Annotated in this window: 13 protein-coding genes and 3 tRNA genes; 8 read left to right on the top strand and 8 right to left on the bottom strand. The window is 58.1% G+C overall.

Annotated features, from left to right (window positions below; translation table 11 throughout):
* The first annotated feature begins 37 nt into the window (after positions 1 to 37).
* The gene (locus tag C7J97_RS12455; protein WP_015537756.1) at positions 38 to 1,354 is read left to right on the top strand and encodes a M18 family aminopeptidase; all 1,317 of its coding nucleotides are present in this window, start codon (positions 38 to 40) and stop codon (positions 1,352 to 1,354) included.
* A gap of 180 nt (positions 1,355 to 1,534) precedes the next feature.
* The gene (locus tag C7J97_RS12450; protein ID WP_015537757.1) at positions 1,535 to 2,005 is read left to right on the top strand and encodes a hypothetical protein; all 471 of its coding nucleotides are present in this window, start codon (positions 1,535 to 1,537) and stop codon (positions 2,003 to 2,005) included.
* 132 nt (positions 2,006 to 2,137) lie between these two features.
* On the opposite strand, the gene C7J97_RS12445 is transcribed toward C7J97_RS12450, so the two are convergent.
* From C7J97_RS12445 to C7J97_RS12435, 3 genes are all read right to left on the bottom strand, one after another.
* A complete protein-coding gene (locus tag C7J97_RS12445; RefSeq protein WP_113998227.1) occupies positions 2,138 to 4,264 on the bottom strand; it encodes an ATP-binding protein in 2,127 nt (708 codons plus the stop codon).
* Positions 4,265 to 4,289: 25 nt separating this feature from the next.
* Positions 4,290 to 6,074 (bottom strand): extracellular solute-binding protein, encoded by a 1,785-nt coding sequence (locus C7J97_RS12440; protein WP_113992728.1) that lies wholly within the window; start codon positions 6,072 to 6,074, stop codon positions 4,290 to 4,292.
* Positions 6,075 to 6,385: 311 nt separating this feature from the next.
* Complete coding sequence (locus C7J97_RS12435; protein WP_015537759.1) at positions 6,386 to 7,507, bottom strand: AI-2E family transporter; 1,122 nt, start codon at positions 7,505 to 7,507, stop codon at positions 6,386 to 6,388.
* Between the two features lie 242 nt (positions 7,508 to 7,749).
* Here C7J97_RS12435 and C7J97_RS12430 point away from each other — a divergent pair, with 242 nt between their 5' ends.
* Both C7J97_RS12430 and C7J97_RS12425 read left to right on the top strand, forming a co-directional pair.
* Positions 7,750 to 9,093, top strand: coding sequence for an MATE family efflux transporter (locus tag C7J97_RS12430; RefSeq protein WP_113992727.1), 1,344 nt, complete (start codon positions 7,750 to 7,752; stop codon positions 9,091 to 9,093).
* A 238-nt stretch (positions 9,094 to 9,331) separates the two neighbouring features.
* Entirely contained in the window at positions 9,332 to 10,369 is a 1,038-nt protein-coding gene (locus C7J97_RS12425; protein ID WP_113992726.1) for a P1 family peptidase, read from the top strand.
* Between the two features lie 105 nt (positions 10,370 to 10,474).
* Here C7J97_RS12425 and C7J97_RS12420 read toward each other — a convergent pair whose 3' ends face one another.
* Complete coding sequence (locus C7J97_RS12420; protein WP_113992725.1) at positions 10,475 to 11,818, bottom strand: D-alanyl-D-alanine carboxypeptidase family protein; 1,344 nt, start codon at positions 11,816 to 11,818, stop codon at positions 10,475 to 10,477.
* Between the two features lie 180 nt (positions 11,819 to 11,998).
* Between C7J97_RS12420 and C7J97_RS12415 the strand changes: the two genes are divergently transcribed.
* From C7J97_RS12415 to C7J97_RS12405, 3 genes are read left to right on the top strand one after another with little or no spacing between them, the layout of a single operon-like run.
* On the top strand, positions 11,999 to 12,691 hold the full coding sequence (locus C7J97_RS12415) for a metallophosphoesterase (protein WP_113992724.1): 693 nt from the start codon (positions 11,999 to 12,001) through the stop codon (positions 12,689 to 12,691).
* A gap of 8 nt (positions 12,692 to 12,699) precedes the next feature.
* The gene (locus C7J97_RS12410; protein ID WP_113992723.1) at positions 12,700 to 13,734 is read left to right on the top strand and encodes a glycosyltransferase; all 1,035 of its coding nucleotides are present in this window, start codon (positions 12,700 to 12,702) and stop codon (positions 13,732 to 13,734) included.
* Between the two features lie 20 nt (positions 13,735 to 13,754).
* Positions 13,755 to 14,867, top strand: coding sequence for an acyltransferase (locus tag C7J97_RS12405; RefSeq protein WP_113992722.1), 1,113 nt, complete (start codon positions 13,755 to 13,757; stop codon positions 14,865 to 14,867).
* Positions 14,868 to 14,910: 43 nt separating this feature from the next.
* On the opposite strand, the gene recG is transcribed toward C7J97_RS12405, so the two are convergent.
* On the bottom strand, positions 14,911 to 16,971 hold the full coding sequence (recG, locus tag C7J97_RS12400) for an ATP-dependent DNA helicase RecG (protein WP_113992721.1): 2,061 nt from the start codon (positions 16,969 to 16,971) through the stop codon (positions 14,911 to 14,913).
* 125 nt (positions 16,972 to 17,096) lie between these two features.
* On the opposite strand from recG, the gene C7J97_RS12395 reads away from it, so the two are divergent.
* On the top strand, positions 17,097 to 17,579 hold the full coding sequence (locus C7J97_RS12395; RefSeq protein ID WP_207657494.1) for a GNAT family N-acetyltransferase: 483 nt from the start codon (positions 17,097 to 17,099) through the stop codon (positions 17,577 to 17,579).
* A 463-nt stretch (positions 17,580 to 18,042) separates the two neighbouring features.
* Here the strand turns inward: C7J97_RS12395 and C7J97_RS12385 are convergent.
* The 3 genes from C7J97_RS12385 to C7J97_RS12375 form a co-directional block, all read right to left on the bottom strand.
* Positions 18,043 to 18,117 (bottom strand) — tRNA-Cys (locus tag C7J97_RS12385).
* A 29-nt stretch (positions 18,118 to 18,146) separates the two neighbouring features.
* Positions 18,147 to 18,222, bottom strand: a tRNA-Gly gene (locus C7J97_RS12380).
* An 87-nt stretch (positions 18,223 to 18,309) separates the two neighbouring features.
* Positions 18,310 to 18,386: transfer RNA gene (locus C7J97_RS12375), tRNA-Asp, on the bottom strand.
* Between the last annotated feature and the right edge of the window lie 104 nt (positions 18,387 to 18,490).

Raw genomic sequence — 18,490 nt, 5'->3', positions numbered from 1 at the left:
CGGCTCTTTTCAGATACACCCAAGGAGGTTTATTTTTATGATCGCATCCGAAGTCCGTGAAATGCTGTCCTTCATCGACGGCAACCCCACCGCATACCACACCACCGCCGCTGTGCGGGATATCCTGTTGAAGGCAGGCTTTGCCGAGCTGCTGGAAAGCCGCAAGTGGGCGCTGGAACCCGGCAAGGACTACTTTGTCTGCCGCAACGGTTCCAGCATCATCGCCTTCCGCATGGGCGACCAGCTGGAAAATTACAGCTTCAACGTTGCCGCCGCCCATACGGATTCTCCCTGTTTCCGCATCAAGGAGAACGCCGAAATCCACATGGGGCAGAACTACACCAAGCTGAACACCGAGGGCTACGGCGGTATGATCTGCGCCACATGGATGGATCGTCCGCTGTCTGTGGCGGGCCGTGTGCTGGTGCAGGAGAACGGCGCTATCGTATCCCGTCTGGTGGCACTGGACCGCGACCTGTTGATGATCCCCAGCGTTGCCATCCACATGAACCGCGAGGTCAACGATAAGGCTTCTTTCAACAAGCAGGTGGATATGCTGCCTGTGCTGGGCGGTGCCTGCGAGGAGGGCGCGCTGAAAAAGCTGATCGCAGAGGAGCTGCAGGTGTCCGAGGAGCAGATCCTTGGCAGCGACCTGTTCCTCTATGTGCGGGAAAAGGCCACCGTCTGGGGCTGCAACGAGGAATTCATCTCCTGCGGCCGTCTGGACGACCAGCAGTGCGTTTACGGCATCCTGAAAGGTCTGCTGACCGCCAAGAACGCCCGCTCCATCGGCGTGGCGGCCTTCTTTGATAACGAGGAAGTCGGCTCCGGCACCAAGCAGGGCGCAGCTTCCACCTTCCTGTACGATGTGCTGCACCGCATTGCCCAGAGCCTTGGCGGCAACGACGAGGACTTCCACCGCGCGGTGGCTTCCAGCTTTATGGTCAGCGCCGACAACGCCCACGCTGTGCACCCCAACCACCCGGAGCACACCGATGTGAACAACTGCACCTACATGAACAAGGGCGTGGTCATCAAGACCCACGCAGGTCAGAAGTACACCAGCGACGGCATGAGCGTTGCCGCTGCCCGGGAGCTGGCTGCCCGCGCCGGTGTGCCGCTGCAGTACTTTGCAAACCGCTCCGATAAGGTGGGCGGCAGCACGCTGGGCAATCTGGCGATGGCACAGGTGTCCATGAACTGCGTGGACATCGGCCTGCCCCAGCTGGCGATGCACTCCTGCTACGAGACCGCCGGCGCAGAGGATACCCTCTCGCTCATCAAACTGATGCAGGAGCTGTACAGCAGCCACTTTGAAGAGACTGCTTTCGGCACCCTTTCCATCAGCAAGTAAACGGATAAAAGCATAAAAAGGACTGCTGTGCGCTGTTTTGCACGGCAGTCCTTTTTGTGTAAAAGTTGATTTTCCGTGGCCGGTTAAGCCCGGATATAGAAATCCGACGGTAGTTATGGTAAAATAAGGCATCCGGGAGCGCCGGGCGCTCCGCTGCAACATCAAAAATGGAGGTTTTCTATGAAAAAGACCTATCGCTCGCTCTTTTGTCTGCTTGCGGTGCTGCTGCTCAGCGTCAGCGTGCTGCCCTCTGCTTCGGCGCTGTTTTCCAAGAAGCTCTACTATTATGGTGTAGTAGAGGGCGTCAGCCGCACCGTGGAGGGCAAGGTGGAGTCTATTCTGGTGACTGCGGAAGAGCAGGAGACCTATCAGATGATCGTTACCGACAGCACCGTCTGGCAGGACCATGACGAAAAGACCACCTCCGACCCCGCTACCCTTGCGGTAGGCGAGCAGATCTGCGTGGTGCACGACCCGGCTGTGATGATGTCGCTGCCGCCGCAGTCGGTGGCGTATACCGTCATCCGCAACTTCCCCGCAGGCACGGATCTGGAACAGGAAGCCCGGGATGCCGCCTGCCCGGTGAAAAAGTTCTTCGCCGACACCCGCAAGGCCATTTCGGACTGGTTCTACCAGACCATGCCCATCTGAGCGTAACATTCCCTCTATAACGCAAAAAACTGCTGCCCCGTACCGGATGCCAAAGCGTCCGGGCAAAGGGGCAGCAGTTTTTTTATGCAGGGTCATGCGGTGGTTTGCGGCAAAAACGCTGCAGACCGCTATTTATTTTCGGGGGGGGGTAACGCGGAAGCGCTTTACCACCTGTTCCAGTGCGCTGATGTCTACAGGCTTGGACAGATGTTCGTCCATGCCGGCTTCCTTGCTCTTTTGCATATCCTCAAGGAAGGCGTTGGCGGTCATGGCAAGGATGGGGATGGTGCGTCCCAGCGGGTTTTCGCCGCTGCGGATGCGGCGGGTGGCTTCCAGGCCGTCCATCACCGGCATCTGTATATCCATCAGGATCATGTCATAATCGCCGGGCTTTACGCTGGCAAAGGCATCCACGATCTCCTGACCGTTGGGGCAGATGGTGCAGCTTGCGCCTTTTGTTTCCAGCAGCATTTGCAGAATCTCGGCGTTGATGGCGTTATCTTCGGCACAGAGGAACTTCATGCCGGACAGGGGAGAAGTGGTCTCTTCTTCCTCCGGGAGCGCCTGCGCCTTTTGCACCGTGTCCGCTTCGGTGTCAATGGGGAATTCCAGCACCACCTCAAAGCGGGTGCCCTTACCGGTGGCACTCTCTACGCTGATGGAGCCGCCCATCAGGTCTATGACGCTTTTGGTAATAGCCATACCCAGACCCGTGCCCTGCACCTTGTTGGTACCGGAGCGCTCCTCCCGGGTAAAGGGGTCGAAAAGGGTCTTTTGGTAGTCCGCGCTCATGCCGATGCCGTCATCCTGCACCACAAAGCGGTACCGGGCGTAGTGCTCGTTCCGGGGCAGCTCTTCCACCTCCAAACGGATGTGCCCACCGGTGGGCGTATACTTGACCGCATTGGAGAGGATGTTCATCAGCACCTGATTCAGACGGTTGGGGTCGGCCAGCACGTTTTCGTGCTGCAAATTGGTGCTTACCGTAAAGGTCTGACTGCGCTGGCCTGCCTGCTGCCGGATGATGCTGTCCAGCTGACTGATCTGCTGGGGCAGATTTATTTTTTCCACATTCAGGGTGGTAATGCCGATAATGGCGTTCATGGGGGTGCGGATATCGTGGCTCATGTTGGAAAGGAAGTCCGTCTTGGCTTTGCTGGCACGCTCGGCGGACTGTAACGCCTCTGCGGCAGCATCCTGCGCCCGCCGCATCTCGTCGTTGGCCTGCGTCAGCTGGATGTTATACTGCTCCAGACGGAGGTTCGTCTTTTTTTCAGCTTGCAGCTCCCGTCGTTGCTTTTCCCGCAAAAGGAACCAGCCAGCAATGACTGCTATGATCGAAAACACCGTTGCAAAGCCTACAATAACGGCCATGACGATATTGACCAGCTTCTGCGTATTCACGGCCACATATTCTGCTGGAACAAGGAACGCCAGCGTCCACTGGGCGTTTTCCATCTGCTTCAGGGCGTAGTAATACTCAGTTCCGTCCAGCACAGCGTTGGAATAACAGGAGCCTGTGCGGGCAAGCCGCTCCTTTGCTGCTGCAAAGGAAGAACCGTGCAGATAGGACATCTGGGAGAGCACGGTGTATACGTTGTGCCCCTTCAACAGCTCGGTATCATTGGCGTTGAACAGCTTGAAACCGTTGTTGTCCAGTACATAGACGCTGTTGTTATTTTCGTAGGCGTCGCAGCGGAAATAATCGTTCAGTTGGGTCATGCTCTGCGAAATACCAAAGTAGCGCAGGGTGATCTCTTTCTCTCCGCTTTGCAGTGTGATGGGGGTGGAGAGCTGTTCCAGAAACACCATCCGGGAGTCGTCCACGGTCAGCGAATTGGAAACATAGCTGACCCGCTGCGGCGCGTTTTCCAGATAGTTCATTTCCCGCAGCAGACCCGTGCGGCCATACTCGGTATAATAACGCCCGGCAGCATCCACGGCGATCAGTTCGATCTGTTTTTCATGGTAATTGGAAAGCTCCGACAGCTTTTTCAGATAGCGGTAGAGATCGGTATCGGTCTCCAGCGGGGTGTAGTATAAATAATTACACTGCACATCCACCTCGTCCCAGTGGTTGTCGATCACATCCTCCAGACTGTGGAACATCTGGTGGGTGACCTCTTCCATCTGGCTCAGCCGTTCGTGGTAGACAAGGTTTTGGATGTAGGTCTGGCTCATGACAAAAAGGGTCAGGATCAACACGATGCTGACAAAGCCGAAGCCCACAAACAGCTTTTTATAGATTTTGTTGTTCACATCCAGTATCTCCTGTCCGTTTTATTCAACTCCATGCGGTGTCTGCCCGGCTGATGGTGGTGTAAGCACCAAAGAAGGTTTTTGCGGCATCCATGCCCACCACGCCGCTGTCTGTCACCGTTGCTTCGGCAGCCAGCTGGTCGCTCACACCGCAGATAGCAACCTGATAAGTCTTGCCCGCCTCCGGCTGCACCGGGCTTACCAGCACATAGGGGTAGCCCTTGCCGTTGCCGTAGGCATCGTAACCAGAAGCCAGCAGGTCGCTGATCTGCTGGCCGGTCAGGGAAACGGTCTGGATGGTGCGGTTCCAGCCGGTGGGCAGGATGACCGAAAGGTCGTAATCCGTAATGCCCTTGGCGTACAGCTTGGCGGCTACGCCGTGGTGGTTCTGCTCGGTGGGGTTGCCGGGGATCCATGTGCTCAGCGAGACCAGCGCAAGGTCGCTGCCGGTAGCCTGTGCAAAGCAGCGGCCTACCAGCATGGCGCAGTCCTGCTGCGAAAGCTCCTCCGTAACGGTAGTGATGAAATCCGGGGTGTTGTTCACCACACTGTCCTGATCCTCGTCCAGCTGACGGATGACATCCTCCATGGTGGCGTTGCCCTTCATGAAGTCCAACATTTTAAGGCCGGTGGTCACGAAGGTGTTTTCCCAGCCGGAATAGATAAAGGGCGCGGTGTTGCCTGCGTTCAGGGTATCGGCGATGTCGGCATAGTAGGTGCCGTCTGCCTTTGCACCCTTGAAGGGCAACAGGCTGCTTTTCAGCGCCGTTGCGGGCTGCAGAGCGCTGGTGCCTGCAACGGTGGAAAGCACACGCATCACCTTGAGCGCATCTTCCAGCTTTTGGGGGTTCTGTTTCAGCTTTTTATTCAGACCGTAGAAGCGGTTCACATTCAGCACAAAAACGTTCTGGGTGCCGTCCTCGGAAAGATAGGGCATCAGGCCGAATTTATCGGCGTTGCCGTCTGCCTCCACAATGCCGTTGGTGTTTCCGATCAAAAACAGGGTATTCCCCTCGGCCATCCTCTGCAGGGTCACATTGTCGTCAAGAGCATCGCCGGAGTCGTTCAGCATCCCGATGTCCTTCCACTTTTTGACATACGCCATTGCCTGCATCATGCCGGGGGTGTTGCTGACGTTTGCCTTGCCGGAAAGATAATCCTTCTGCCACAGTCTGCCGTCCAGCGTGCCAAGGAAATCGGCATCTGCAATGTTGCACAGATACTGGAAACCGTAGCCCGGATACTGGATCTGCGGCAGGCAGAGATCGACCCCGGCTTCCTTGGCTTTTGCAGCCAGCACTTCCAGCTCAGCGAAAGAATTGGGCAGCTCCCAGCCGTGTTCTCGCAGCAGGGTCTTGTTGTAGGTGATGCCGTAGCAGTTGTAAACCGAGGGCAGCAGATAGATGGCACCGTTGTCGAACACGTCCTGCAGACGGGACTCCACATAGTTATCCGTAAAATCGTAGCCGGAAAGGTCCAGCAGTTTGTCGGAGACCAGATCGATCTGGGGGTCGTAGTAGGTCAAGGTGCAGACGTCCGGCAGGTCGCCTGCCGCAAACATATTCTGCAAACAGGTGGTGGTGTTATCGCCGCTGTATGGCACGACCTCGATGTTCACTTCCGGGTAAACGCTGTGCACCTGCTCAATAAAGGCTTCTATCTCCTTATAAGGTGCCATAAAGGTGACGGCTTCGTGCGCATCTGCTGTTTTGCTTTCAGCCTTGCCGCCGCCGCAGGCGGTCAGCGCTGCCGTGGCAGCTGCAACGCTGCAAGCCTGCAAAAAGGAGCGGCGGGAGATCTTTTTTATCATATAAATATACTTTCCTCACATTTTCGGAAGGCAGTACTGCGCAAGTGCAGGAGCGCAGTGCTACCTTAGCGATTCTTACACACCCCACAGGAACCCCTACGCTCGCGGCCTGTCCGCACGGGGCATACGCCGATTTTCCCATAAAATAACAATCATATTGTATCATTGTAACAAAAGTGTTTCAAGCTGTTTTTTGAAGGATTTTGCATGGAAAAGGGCGAACAACCGCGTGCTTTGCAGCTGCACGGCATAAAAATACCCCTGACACCGGGGAAGGGTATCAGGGGTTATGGTATTCCGGGCACGCTGTTTTATTGCAGGGGCTCTTTTGCGCGCAGACGCCGAAAGGTGTCCTCTTTTACAAGCTCGATGACCACCGCTGTCAGGGGGATAAAGAAGATAATGCCGATGATGCCAAAAAGCTTTCCGCCGATCATGGCGGCAATAAGGGTGTATAGCGGCGAAAGCCCCACGGATTTGCCCACCACACGGGGATAAATGAACTGGTTTTCAACAAACTGCACGGCAAGGTACACGATCAGGCAGCGCACCGCCAGCACAGGGTCTACCAACAGCACAAGGAACACACTGACCACGCAGGAGATCAGTGCACCCACATAGGGGATGATGGCGCAGATGGCGGTGAGCACGCCCACCAGACTGCCGTAGGGGATCTTGAAAACGGAAAATGCAAGAGCCATCAGAACGCCAAGGATCACTGCCTCGCTGCATTGTCCCGTTAAAAAGTTTGCAAAGGACTGCCGGAACAGCCGGCAGAACTTCAGCACCCCGGCGGCGTGGGCAGGCTTCAGGTAGGCGCACACCAGCGTGCGGGCTTGGTGGCCGAGGCTCTCCGTACTAAGGGACATATAGACGGAGATGATCAGCGCAAACGAGGCGGTGATCGCGATATTCACCGTGGCAGAGACAGCCCCTACCGCATTGACCAGCACCGTGTCGATGCTTGCGGTGACCTTGTGCAGCAGCTGCTCCCAGTTGATGCCCTCCAGCCAGTTCATCAGCCAGCCCATGTCAGCATCCTGTGCGTTGAGATAGGCAGTCCAGCGGGGAATATTGGCCTCGATCTGCACATACAGGCTGTGGAAGGACTGCACCAGCTCCGGGATCAACAAAGTCAGCGCCAATACCAGCACCAGCACAACGCCCAGCAGGGTGATGAAAAAGCTGAGAAGGTGGATGGCTTTCGCCGAGGGCTGCTTTTTGGCCTTGCCGAACAGGCGGTTCAGCCGCTTTTCCAGACCGGTCATGGGCACGTTGATAAAAAGCGCCAGAATGCCGCCCGCCAGAATGGGCAGTACCAGATCTATCAGCTTTGCGGCAAAGGCCAGAACGTCAGAAAGCCGCAGCAGCGCTACAAAAAGCGTTACCCCTACCACGGTAACGAGCAGAGATTGTTTTGTTTTTGGTTCCATGAAAAAGTTCCTTTCCCGGAAGATTGTGGCAGCAGGCAGCAAAAAGACCGCCCGCCGGCTCTTTTTGGTATTGTAATCGGAAGAAAAGGGCTTGTCAAGACGAGGGGAAGGGAAAACGGGACTTTATAAAAGCGGTTTGCGGTAATGTTAGCGGGAGCTTTTCAGTAGGGGAAAAGCGTGGTATACTGGGCAGAGCAAATTTAAAAAAATTGAGAGAAACACAGCTTGAAAGGAAATAGATCATGTCGAAGGATGAATATCTGATCACAGATGCGCCGCTGAAAGCGCTGACGGTTTTTGCAATGCCAATGATCCTTGGCAGCTTTTTTCAGCAGGTCTATAACATGGCGGACTCCATCATAGTCGGCCAGTTTGTCGGCTCCTCGGCACTGGCGGCTGTCGGTGCCTGTGCTGCGCTGACCAATGTTTTTATTTGCGTGGCACTGGGTGCCGGTGTGGGTGCCGGTGTGCTGGTAAGCCGCTATTTTGGCGCTAAAAACTATGGCAAAATGAAAACCATCGTGTCAACGTCCCTGCTCAGCTTTCTGGTTTTGAGCGTTGTCCTTGGCGTTTTTGGCTTTAGCTTTTCCCGTGCTATGATGAGCGGCTTGCAGACCCCCGCCGACATTCTGGAGGACGCGGTGCTGTATCTGCGGGTCTATTTTGTAGGCTTTCCGTTTTTGTTCATGTACAACATTCTTTCCACCATGTTTACCTCCATTGGGGAGTCCAGGATCCCGCTGGGGCTGCTGATCTTTTCCTCCATCCTGAATATTTTTATGGATCTCTGGATGGTGGCGGGGCTTGGCTTGGGCGTGTTTGGCGCAGCCCTTGCCACGTTGATCGCACAGGGCATTTCTGCGGTGTTTTCGTTTTTGATCTTCCTGCACCGGATGCGGCAGTATAAAAGCCCCTTTAATAAGTTCGACCGGCAGGAGCTGGCTTCCATGCTCCGCATTGCTGTGCCGTCGGTCTTGCAGCAGTCCACCGTGTCCATCGGCATGATGATCGTGCAGGCGGTGGTAAACCCCTTCGGCACACAGGCGCTTGCCGGATATGCAGCAACGATGCGGGTAGAAAATGTTTTCTCGCTGATCTTTGTCTCCATCGGCAATGCGGTCTCGCCCTATATCTCCCAGAATCTTGGTGCAAAGAAGATCGACCGCCTCAAAAAAGGCTACCACGCTGCGCTGGTGCTGGACCTGTGCTTTGCAGTCATTGCCTTTGCGGTCATTGAAACCCTGCACACCCAGATCTCCTCGCTGTTTCTGGGCAAGGACGGAACGGCGCTGGCCTATCAGGTGTCCGGTGATTATATGCGGTGGCTGGGTTACTTCTTCATCTTCATGGGCATCAAGATGGCGACTGATGGCGTACTGCGCGGGCTTGGCATCATGCGCCCGTTCCTCATTGCAAATATGGTAAACCTTGCCATTCGCCTGTCCGTTGCCCTGCTCTGTGCACCGCGCTTTGGCATTGCCTTTGTCTGGCTTGCCGTCCCGGCAGGGTGGCTGGCAAACTTCCTGGTCTCCTATGCGGCGCTCAGAAGATCGTGGCCGACGGAAAATGCAGCGGCACCTCAATGATTTTGTGCAGCGCGAACGGGTGGTGGCCTGCTGGGAAAAGTTCAAGGGGCTTTTCCGTCTGGTGGAGCATTCCTGATGGACACCGCACTGCGGCGTAAAAAAGCAAAGGGCTGCTGCACAGGGAGATAGCTGTGCAGCGGCCCCTTTTTCAGCGCCCGCCCCGGCTTGTTACAGTGGTTTACTTTTGGCAGCGGAAATGCTATGATACATCTTAGAAAAAAAGCAAGGAGGAGCTACGATGGGCATTGCAGGGAACGAATGGGGTTTTCAGGTGGGCACGCTGCCCAAAGGTGCGCGGGATAAGATCAGCGATGTGCCGGGGGTGACGGTAGGGCACTGCACCTTGGCAGATGGCGTGGTGCAGACGGGCGTAACGGCGCTGCTGCCGCACCAAGGGGATATTTTCCACGAAAAAGTGCTGGCGGCCAGCTATGTCATCAACGGCTTTGGCAAGACCACCGGCCTTGTGCAGATCGACGAGCTGGGCACGCTGGAAACGCCCATCCTGTTTACCAACACCCTCAGCGTGGGCACGGCACAGACCGCGCTGGTAAAGTATATGCTGGAGAAAAACCCCGACATCTGCGAGACCACCGGCAGCGTGAACCCGGTGGTCTGCGAGTGCAACGACTGCGGCCTGAACGATATCCGGGGGCTCCATGTCACCGAGGCGCACGTTTTTGCTGCGTTGGAGGACTGCAAGGCAGATTTTGCCGAGGGCGCCGTAGGTGCCGGGCGGGGGATGCGCTGCCACGGGCTGAAAGGCGGCATCGGCTCCGCCTCCCGGGTGGTGGAACTGGACGGCAAACCCTACACCATGGGCGCACTGGTGCTTTCCAACCATGCGCTGTTCGATGACCTCATCGTGGCGGGCACGCCCATCCACACCCTGCTGAATAACAGCATCCCGCCCCACGAGGATAAAGGCTCCATCATCACGGTGCTGGCTACGGATATCCCCCTGAGCGAGCGGCAGCTGCGGCGGCTGTGCCGCCGGGCGCTGGTGGGGCTTTCCCGCACAGGTTCCTACTGCGGCAACGGCAGCGGCGAGATCGTCATCGCCTTCACCACCGCCAACCGGGTGCCGCATTACTCGGAGAAAGCCCTGCTGCCCATGACCCTGCTCCACGATGATGCCATCAACCCCCTGTTCCGGGCAGTGGCAGAGTGCGTGGAGGAAAGCGTTCTCAGCAGCCTGCTCCACGCTGAGACGGTTACCGGCAACCATGGCCAAACCTTCCGCAGCCTGACGGAACTTTTAAAAAACCGCGCCTGAAGCGCTGCAATACAGAAAAAAGCCCCGCATCGGACATGAGCTTTGCTTTTTTGACCAGAACGGTCAGAGCACGGCGGTGTCCGGTGCAGGGCTTTTGTAATTGGCTCAATAGCGGCGGTGGATCTTTTTGTTGGGCTTGCGGCGGTTCCAGTTGGAGCACAGCAGCCACAGCCCGTAGATCAGGGCGGCGATCAGGCTGAGCACCAGCACCACCTTCAGGTACAGGCTGGTCAGGAACTCCTTCACCTTGTCCACCCCGAATAGCAGCGGGTTGCGGGCTACGTCCTGCCCGGCGATCAGATCCACCACGCCGATGGTCTCGCCTGCCAGCTTCAGCTCTACTGTGCCCACCACATCGCCCTGCTGGATGGGGGCGCAGACGTAGTCCGGCAGGTGGAAGTATTTCTGGGTGACGGTGCCGTCGCTGGTGGAGGGCAGCAGGGTCATCATGCTGTCGTTGGGGTACAGCTGCAAGGTGTCGGTGTCGGAGGAATATCGGACCGGGATCTCCGCAATGGTCAAATCAGTGTCCAGCGCAGCCTGAATGGAAAAGCTGTCGAACACCCAGTCCATCAGTTTGACCGTCTCGAACAGGGCGGGGCGGCGGTTGGCGTAGCCAAGGGTATCGCAGCTGTCGGGGCTGTCCATCACGCAGAAGATATAGGTGGCACCGTCCTTGTTGCCCCACGAAACATAGCTCTGGGTGCCGGTATCGTTTTTAAAGGCGGTCACGCTGCACATACCGCCCTGCATGGCGCTGCGGTAATAGCTGCCGCCGCTGGCTTTGCTCAGCGCGGCGTTCTGGCTGACCAGCACCGAGGAGGAGCGGTGCTTCTCCTTGGCGGGCATGGTAAAGCTGGGCGCACCGGACACCTCCACAAAGGCGTCAAAGCTCATCAGGTAGCGCAAAATCAGGTACATATCCACGGCGCAGGTGGTGTTGCCGCTGTCGATGCCGCAGGCGTCCGTCCAGCTGCTGGCGGTGGTGCCGATGCGCTGGGACAGGGTGTTCATCTGCGCCACCCAGCCGTCCAGATCTCCGCCGGAAAGGGTGTACGCCACACCCATGGCTGCCTCGTTGGCATTGCGGGTAAGCATGGCGTACATGGCTTCCCGGTAGGTGAAAGTTTCGTTGGAGCGCATATCTGCGTTATTGGTGTTATAAACATAGTCCGAGATGGCAAAGGGCATCTGGAAGGTGTTGTCCAGCTGGTCGGCGTAGTTGGTCAGCAGCACGGCAAGGGTCATATATTTGGTCAGACCGCCGGCAGATACCTGCTTTGTGCTGTCCTTATCATAGACGATGATGTTGGTATCCGTGTTCACGATATAGGCGCTTGCAGCCTGCACCTGATACACCGGGCTGGGGTCGAACATGGCCCCGGCGGGCAGCACAAGGCAGCTGAGCAGAAATACAAATGAAAGAACCAGTGCAAAAATACGTTTCATGTGGACAATTCCTTTAAAAAGCGATAAAATATACTAGATACGGCTGCGCTGTGCGGCGCACCGGAAAATCAATTTTGCAGCAAGTGTGCTGTGTTCTATAATAATAACAGGTTTGCCGGGGCGTTACAAGAGCCTTGCGGTGTTTTACACCGTTCTTTCGCTCCGGCAGGGAGGGCAGGAATGGTATATCTTACAGGGGATACCCACGGCGATATCCAGCGCTTCAAGCAGGGCAAGCTGCGCTGGCTGGGCAAAAAGGACACCGTGGTGGTGCTGGGGGATTTCGGCTTTGTGTGGGACGGCAGCGCCGCAGAGCGCAAGCGGCTGGACTGGCTGCGCAAGCGCCCCTACACGATTCTGTTTCTGGACGGCAGCCACGAAAACTACGACCTGCTGGCGCAGTACCCGGAGACCGAGCTGTTCGGCGGCAGGGTACAGAGCCTTGGCGGCAACGTGTACCATGTGTGCCGGGGCAGCGTGCTGGAGCTGGAGGGCAAGACCTATCTCTGCTTCGGTGGTGCGGAAAGTCAGGATAAGGACGACCGGGAGCCGGGCGTGAACTGGTGGAAGCAGGAGATGCCCAGTGACGAGGAGTACGACACCTGCCGCCGCAACTTAGAGAAAGTAGACTACAAGGTAGATTATGTGCTGACCCACGATGCACCAAGCAGATTTTTGGATTTTACCGCCCTTGCCCTTGGCGAAAGCAACCGTCTGCACCTGTTTCTGGATGAGATCCTGCTCAAGCTGACCTACGAAAAATGGTTTTTCGGCTGCTATCACAAGGATGTGCAGCTTTCCACCAAGAGCCGGTGTGTGTTCTGTGACGTCATCCCCATGGGCGAGCGGCGCACCGGGCTGTTCCGCCGATAGGAGGCAAAATGCAGGTCACGGTAAAACTATCCTCCCGGGAGGGGGCGGCGCACATCAGCGGCATTCTGGCGGGCTTTACTCTGCTGGCAAAGCGCGGGAAACTGACCCTGCGGGTGCAGGACGTGCGGCAGGGCAATCCCCTTGCCCGGGAAGCGCTGCTGGAAACCGAGATCGACGGCCGCACGGTGGTGTTCGATTTGATGGACGGCTACTTCTACAACGACCCGGCGGCGGTGCTGGCACTGTTCCACCGGGCGGATGTGGTGTTCAAGCGCAGTTTTTCAGCCGAGAAGAACCGGCAGTTCCCGGGCGATATCTCCGCAAAGCTGCGGCCATTGGGGCTGAACTATTACGTTACCTGTCCGGGCTCGCCGCTGGAAGCGGAGCGCAGCGTAAAGAGCCGCCTGAAGCAGTGGGCGCTTTCCACCCGCTGCTACCCGCAGGACTTTGAAGCCCGGCTGACCCGGGTGCGCAAAAAGCCGCGCATCCTCTTCTTGACCCGTCTGTGGGACCCGGAGGAACCGGCGGTGCAGCAATACCCGGAGTTACAGGCAGAGTGGCGGCAGGTGAATGCAGACCGCATCGAGCTGCTGCACCGACTGCAAAGTGCCTTCCCGGCGCAGTTCACCGGCGGCGTGTCCGACAACGCCTGCGCCCGGCGGCTGTGCCCGGAGCTGATCCTGCCGGACAAGCTGACCGGCAAGCGCGCCTATCTGCACCGGATGCAGCACACGGAAATTTGTGTGGCTTCTACCGGACTGCACGGCTCTACCGGCTGGAAACTGGCCGAGTATGTGGCGGCGGGGCGCGCCATCGTTACCGAGCCGCTGCGGTACACCCTGCCGGGCGGCTTTGAAGAGGGCAAAAACTATAAAACATATACGTCCCCGGCAGAGTGCGAGGCGCAGCTGCGGCAGCTGCTGGCAGACCCGGCGGCGATCTTAGCCATGGCGCAGCACAATGCGGCGTACTATCAAGCGTGGCTGCGGCCGGAGCAGCAGGTGCGGCAGGCTTTGCGGCAGCTGGAAACAGGGGAAATGTAATGTGAGGGGGAAAACGGGGTATGGAAGAGCAGAAACGGCATAGCGGCTTTGAGACGATGCGCATTCTCAGTATGGTGATGATCGTTCTGATGCACGGCATCGGGCACGGCGGGCTGGGCAGTGCGGCACCGCAGGGGTCGGCAGCATTCTGGATCTACTGGCTGCTGTTTATTCTGGCGCGTGTATCCACAAACTGTTTTGTAATGCTTTCCGGCTATTATCTGTCGGAGCGCAAGGGGGCTGTCCGCGCCGGGCGGCTGTTTCGCATCGGGGCACAGGTGTGGTTTTACTCCATGCTCACTTTCTGCGTTGCGGTCAAGGCGGGTGCGGTGCCGCTTTCAGCCATTTCGCTGCTCCGGGCACTTTTACCACTTACCTCCAACGGCTACTGGTTTGCCTCGGCCTATTTTCTGATGTACCTCTCGGTGCCGGTGCTGAATGCGGTGGTGCAGAGCCTTGACCGGCGGCAGTACAAAACGCTGCTGCTGGTGGCGCTGCTGCTGCAAAGCGTGTGGGGCACGCTGTTCTACTGGGCAACGGATGAAACCTTTGTGAATAACGGGTACAGCTTTATCTGGTTCTACACCCTGTATTTTATGGCCGCTTATTTCCGCAAATACCGGGTGACCGTGCCCAGCGGGCTGTGTTTGCTGGCATATCTGGCAGCTTCGGCGGCGGGGCTGTTCAACCGGATGCTGGCGCTGCGGGTGGAAAACGCCCTGCACCTGAACGGCTTTGCGAATACCGTCAACGGCTATCAGGCACTGGCTACGGTCATCGCCTCGGCAGCAATGTTTTTGCTGTTCCAGAATATCCGTATCCGCTCGGACTACTGGCGGCGCTGGGTATTCCGGCTGGCACCGCTGTCTTTCGGGGTGTATCTGCTGCACGACAGCGATTTTACCCGGGCGCTGCTGTGGCGGCTGGTAGACCTGCCCCGGTTCGGCGGGGCGCTGCTGCCCTCGCTGGCGTATCTGACTGGTGCGGTGCTGCTGGTTGCCGCTGCGGGCTACGCGGTGGATGCCGTGTATCAGCGGCTCTACCGCCTGCTGCACCTGCCCGCACTGGAAACAAAGCTGGACGCCCTGACCGCCCGCATCCTGCAAAACATTGTTGGGAGCAAGGAAACGTAAAGAAAAGCGCTGTCGCACGAGTTTTTTGTGCGACAGCGCTTTTTTAGTTCATCGGCCCGGCCTTGTCGAACATCTGCTGCACCTGCGCGGCCAGCAAAGCGTGGGCCGGGCTTTCCAGCAGCGGGTCAGCGGCAAGCAATGCAGCGGCCTCGCTCTGAGCGGCGTGCAGGGTACGGGTGTCATTCATCAGGTCGGCGATCTGTAAGGTGGGCAGACCGTGCTGACGGCTGCCGAAAAAGTCGCCGGGGCCGCGGGTCTCCAGGTCGTACTGCGCCACGGCAAAGCCGTCGGTGGTGGAGCAGAGAAATTTCAGCCGCTTCTGCACGGCTTCGCTGGTATTGTCGCTGACAAGGAAGCACCAGCTCTCGGCAGCGCCGCGTCCCACCCGCCCGCGCAGCTGGTGCAGGGCGCTCAGACCGTAGCGCTCGGCGTTTTCGATCACCATCACGCTGGCATTGGGCACGTCCACGCCCACCTCGATGACGGTAGTGGACACCAGTGCGTCCAACCGCCCGGCCTTGAAATCCTCCATGACGGCGGCCTTTTCCTTGGGTTTCAGCTTGCCGTGCATCAGCCCCACCCGGCGGTCGGGCAGCAGCGCCTTGGCAATGTCCTCATAGTAGGTCTTGACGGCGTTCAGCCCGCCGTCCGGCACATCCTCAATGGCGGGGCAGACCAGATACACCTGCCGTCCCTTGTCGATTTCGCTGTCCAGAAAGCGGTACAGGTCCTGCCGCCGCTTGCCAGTGATGCACCGGGTCTTGACCGGGGTGCGCCCGGGGGGCAGCTCGTCCAGAACGGAGATATCCAGATCGCCGTAGATCAGCAGCCCCAGCGTGCGGGGGATAGGGGTGGCGCTCATGACCAGCAGGTGCGGGTTCGCGGCCTTTTCGGCCAATGCGCCGCGCTGACGCACCCCAAAGCGGTGCTGCTCGTCGATGACCGCCAGACCCAGCCGGGCAAACTCCACCCCTTCGCTCATCAGGGCGTGGGTGCCCACCACAAGGTCGGCTTCGTCCTTGCGGATGGCAGCCAGCGTGGTGCGGCGGGCGGCGGCCTTCATGCCGCCGGTCAGCAGGGCCACCCGCATCCCGAAGGGGGCAAGCAGCCGGTTGAGCCCCTCGGCGTGCTGCGCGGCCAGAATTTCGGTAGGCGCCAGCAGCGCGGCCTGATACCCCGCCCGGATGCACGCCCAGATGGCGGCAGCAGCTACCAGCGTTTTGCCGCTGCCCACATCGCCCTGCAACAGGCGGTTCATGGCGGTTTCGCCCGCCATATCGTTTAAAATCTCCTCCACTGCACGGCGCTGCGCCCCGGTGGGGGCAAAGGGCAGACTCTGCCAGAAAGGGGATGGATCGGCGCGGCGCATGGGTGCCCCGGTGGCCGCAGCGCCCCGGCTGCGCATCCGCCCGATGCCCAATTGCAGCACCAGCAATTCCTCGTAAATGAGCCGCCGCCGCGCCGCTGCAGCCTGCTCCTCGGTGGCAGGGCAGTGGATGGCGCGTACCGCCTCGGCCTTGGGCAGCAGACGGTATTTTTGCAGCATCTCCGGGGGCAGTGGGTCGGGCAGCAGCTCCGCGTGGGGCAAAAGCTGCCGGATGCAGCGGGAGATGGCGCTGCTGGTAAGCCCCTCGGTCTGGGGGTAAACGGCCTCAAAGGGCGCGGCCTGGATCTGTTCAGCGGTGCGCACCTGCGGGTTGACCATCTGGCGGCGCAGCATCCCGCCGGTCACGATGCCCTGAAAATAGTATTCCTGCCCCAGCTGCAATTTCTGGGTGGCGTAGGGGTTGTTGAACCATGTGATCTCCAGACTGGCTATATCGTCCCCGGCGGTGATGCGCTCCATCCGCCGCCCACCCGGCAAAATGCGCCCGCCGGGCTTTGCGAATACCTCGGCCTTTACCACGCATTCGGTGTCGGCGGGAGCTTCCGCAATGGAGTAGGGCTTGGAAAAGTCAATGTAGCGCCGGGGGTAGTGGCACAGCAGGTCTGCCAGCGTCACGATGCCCAACTTCTCGAACCGCTCTGCGGTTTTTGGGCCGACCCCCTTCAGGTAGCGCACCGGGGTGTCCGGCGTTAAGGTAGTGCGGTTTTCGGTGGGCATGGCGTTTCAACTCCCTTCCAAGCGTAGTATAGTCATTGTAACACGGACGGGGAACAGATGCAAATATTTTGCCCTTGCGCGGCAGCTGTGGTATACTGACATTACAAAAAGGGAGGAGAGATACTGTGGAGATACGCAACGCAACTATGGATGATTTACAGGCCATTGCCGCCGTGGAGGCAGCCTGTTTTCCGGCAGCGGAGGCTGCCACAGCGGAAGAATTTGCCGGACGGCTGGCACACTATGCCGGTCATTTCTGGCTGCTGCTTGAGCAGGGGGAGCTGGTGGCCTTTGTGGATGGCTTTTGCACCGACACACCCGACCTGACTGATGAGATGTACGCGGATGCCGCCCTGCATGATGAAAATGGTGCATGGCAGATGATCTTTGGGGTGAACACCCTCCCGCGCTGCCGCTGCCGGGGCTATGCCGGGCTGCTGCTGCAAAGAGCCATTGCAGATGCCCACACACAGGGGCGCAAGGGGCTGGTACTGACCTGCAAGGAGAAGCTTTTGCACTACTATGCAAAGTTCGGCTTTGTGAACGAGGGCGTTTCTGGCTCTACCCACGGCGGGGTGGTGTGGTATCAGATGCGGCTGCGGTTCTGAGAGAACGGTTTGGAATGCGCTCCGCGCCTTACGGGTTGCGGTGGTCGTCGTTGTTGCTGCGCATAAATAACGGAATTAGATTTTTTTATTCGGGATTCAGAAAAGCCTGCGGGCTTTTCTGAATCCCATTTTCACGGGAGGGGTCGTGAAGAAAAACGGCATTTGCAATTCAGACCGCCCTTTGATCATTGCAGCCCTTCTGTGAAAATAGCGTTTGGAGCGCTCCGCAGAGCTTGTCGGGGCAAAGCCCCTCCATCTGCTAACGCAGACCGCTCTGCCGCTTAAAAGCCCCACTGGGGCTTTCATTGCTGCGCAAACGCGGTCGCTCCAAACGCGAAATAAAAATAATCATTCCGCTGAATATGTGCAGAGCGCAGCGGAGCACATTTTAAATTGTCCCGCTCCCGGCAGGGGACAGTGCAAAACAAAAAAATCCCGGAAGCCGAAGCTTCCGGGAATCTTTTGGAGGTGACGACCAGATTTGAACTGGTGGATGAGGGTTTTGCAGACCCTTGCCTTACCACTTGGCCACGTCACCATATAAGGGAGTGATGAATACCACTCCAATGGAGCGGCCGACGAGGCTCGAACTCGCTACCTCCACCTTGGCAAGGTGGCGCTCTACCAGATGAGCTACGGCCGCATATTCGGTGCATTTTACCTTGCACCCGTCATTTCTGACGCCTTGAAAAACAAGTTCCAAAGTAGGTGAAAGCTTACGCTTTCTTGGTGGCGACCCGGATCGGGCTCGAACCGACGACCCCCAGCGTGACAGGCTGGTGCTCTAACCAACTGAGCTACCGGGCCATACCGGAGCAACTGTTGCTGCTCCTTAATGGAGCGGCCGACGAGGCTCGAACTCGCTACCTCCACCTTGGCAAGGTGGCGCTCTACCAGATGAGCTACGGCCG

Origin of the sequence: Faecalibacterium prausnitzii (assembly GCF_003324185.1) — a bacterium.
GTDB lineage: Bacteria > Bacillota > Clostridia > Oscillospirales > Ruminococcaceae > Faecalibacterium > Faecalibacterium prausnitzii.
Note: the sequence above shows the minus strand (reverse complement) of the source record. Positions and strands in the feature narration are given on the sequence as shown.

Bases quoted from the DNA above. Each gene is read 5' to 3' on its own strand.
- C7J97_RS12405 (WP_113992722.1), top strand. From the start codon at position 13,755: ATGGAAGAGCAGAAACGGCATAGCGGCTTTGAGACGATGCGCATTCTC.
- C7J97_RS12430 (WP_113992727.1), top strand. From the start codon at position 7,750: ATGTCGAAGGATGAATATCTGATCACAGATGCGCCGCTGAAAGCGCTG.
- recG (WP_113992721.1), bottom strand. From the start codon at position 16,971: ATGCCCACCGAAAACCGCACTACCTTAACGCCGGACACCCCGGTGCGC.
- C7J97_RS12415 (WP_113992724.1), top strand. From the start codon at position 11,999: ATGGTATATCTTACAGGGGATACCCACGGCGATATCCAGCGCTTCAAG.
- C7J97_RS12450 (WP_015537757.1), top strand. From the start codon at position 1,535: ATGAAAAAGACCTATCGCTCGCTCTTTTGTCTGCTTGCGGTGCTGCTG.
- C7J97_RS12435 (WP_015537759.1), bottom strand. From the start codon at position 7,507: ATGGAACCAAAAACAAAACAATCTCTGCTCGTTACCGTGGTAGGGGTA.
- C7J97_RS12410 (WP_113992723.1), top strand. From the start codon at position 12,700: ATGCAGGTCACGGTAAAACTATCCTCCCGGGAGGGGGCGGCGCACATC.
- C7J97_RS12455 (WP_015537756.1), top strand. From the start codon at position 38: ATGATCGCATCCGAAGTCCGTGAAATGCTGTCCTTCATCGACGGCAAC.
- C7J97_RS12425 (WP_113992726.1), top strand. From the start codon at position 9,332: ATGGGCATTGCAGGGAACGAATGGGGTTTTCAGGTGGGCACGCTGCCC.
- C7J97_RS12440 (WP_113992728.1), bottom strand. From the start codon at position 6,074: ATGATAAAAAAGATCTCCCGCCGCTCCTTTTTGCAGGCTTGCAGCGTT.
- C7J97_RS12420 (WP_113992725.1), bottom strand. From the start codon at position 11,818: ATGAAACGTATTTTTGCACTGGTTCTTTCATTTGTATTTCTGCTCAGC.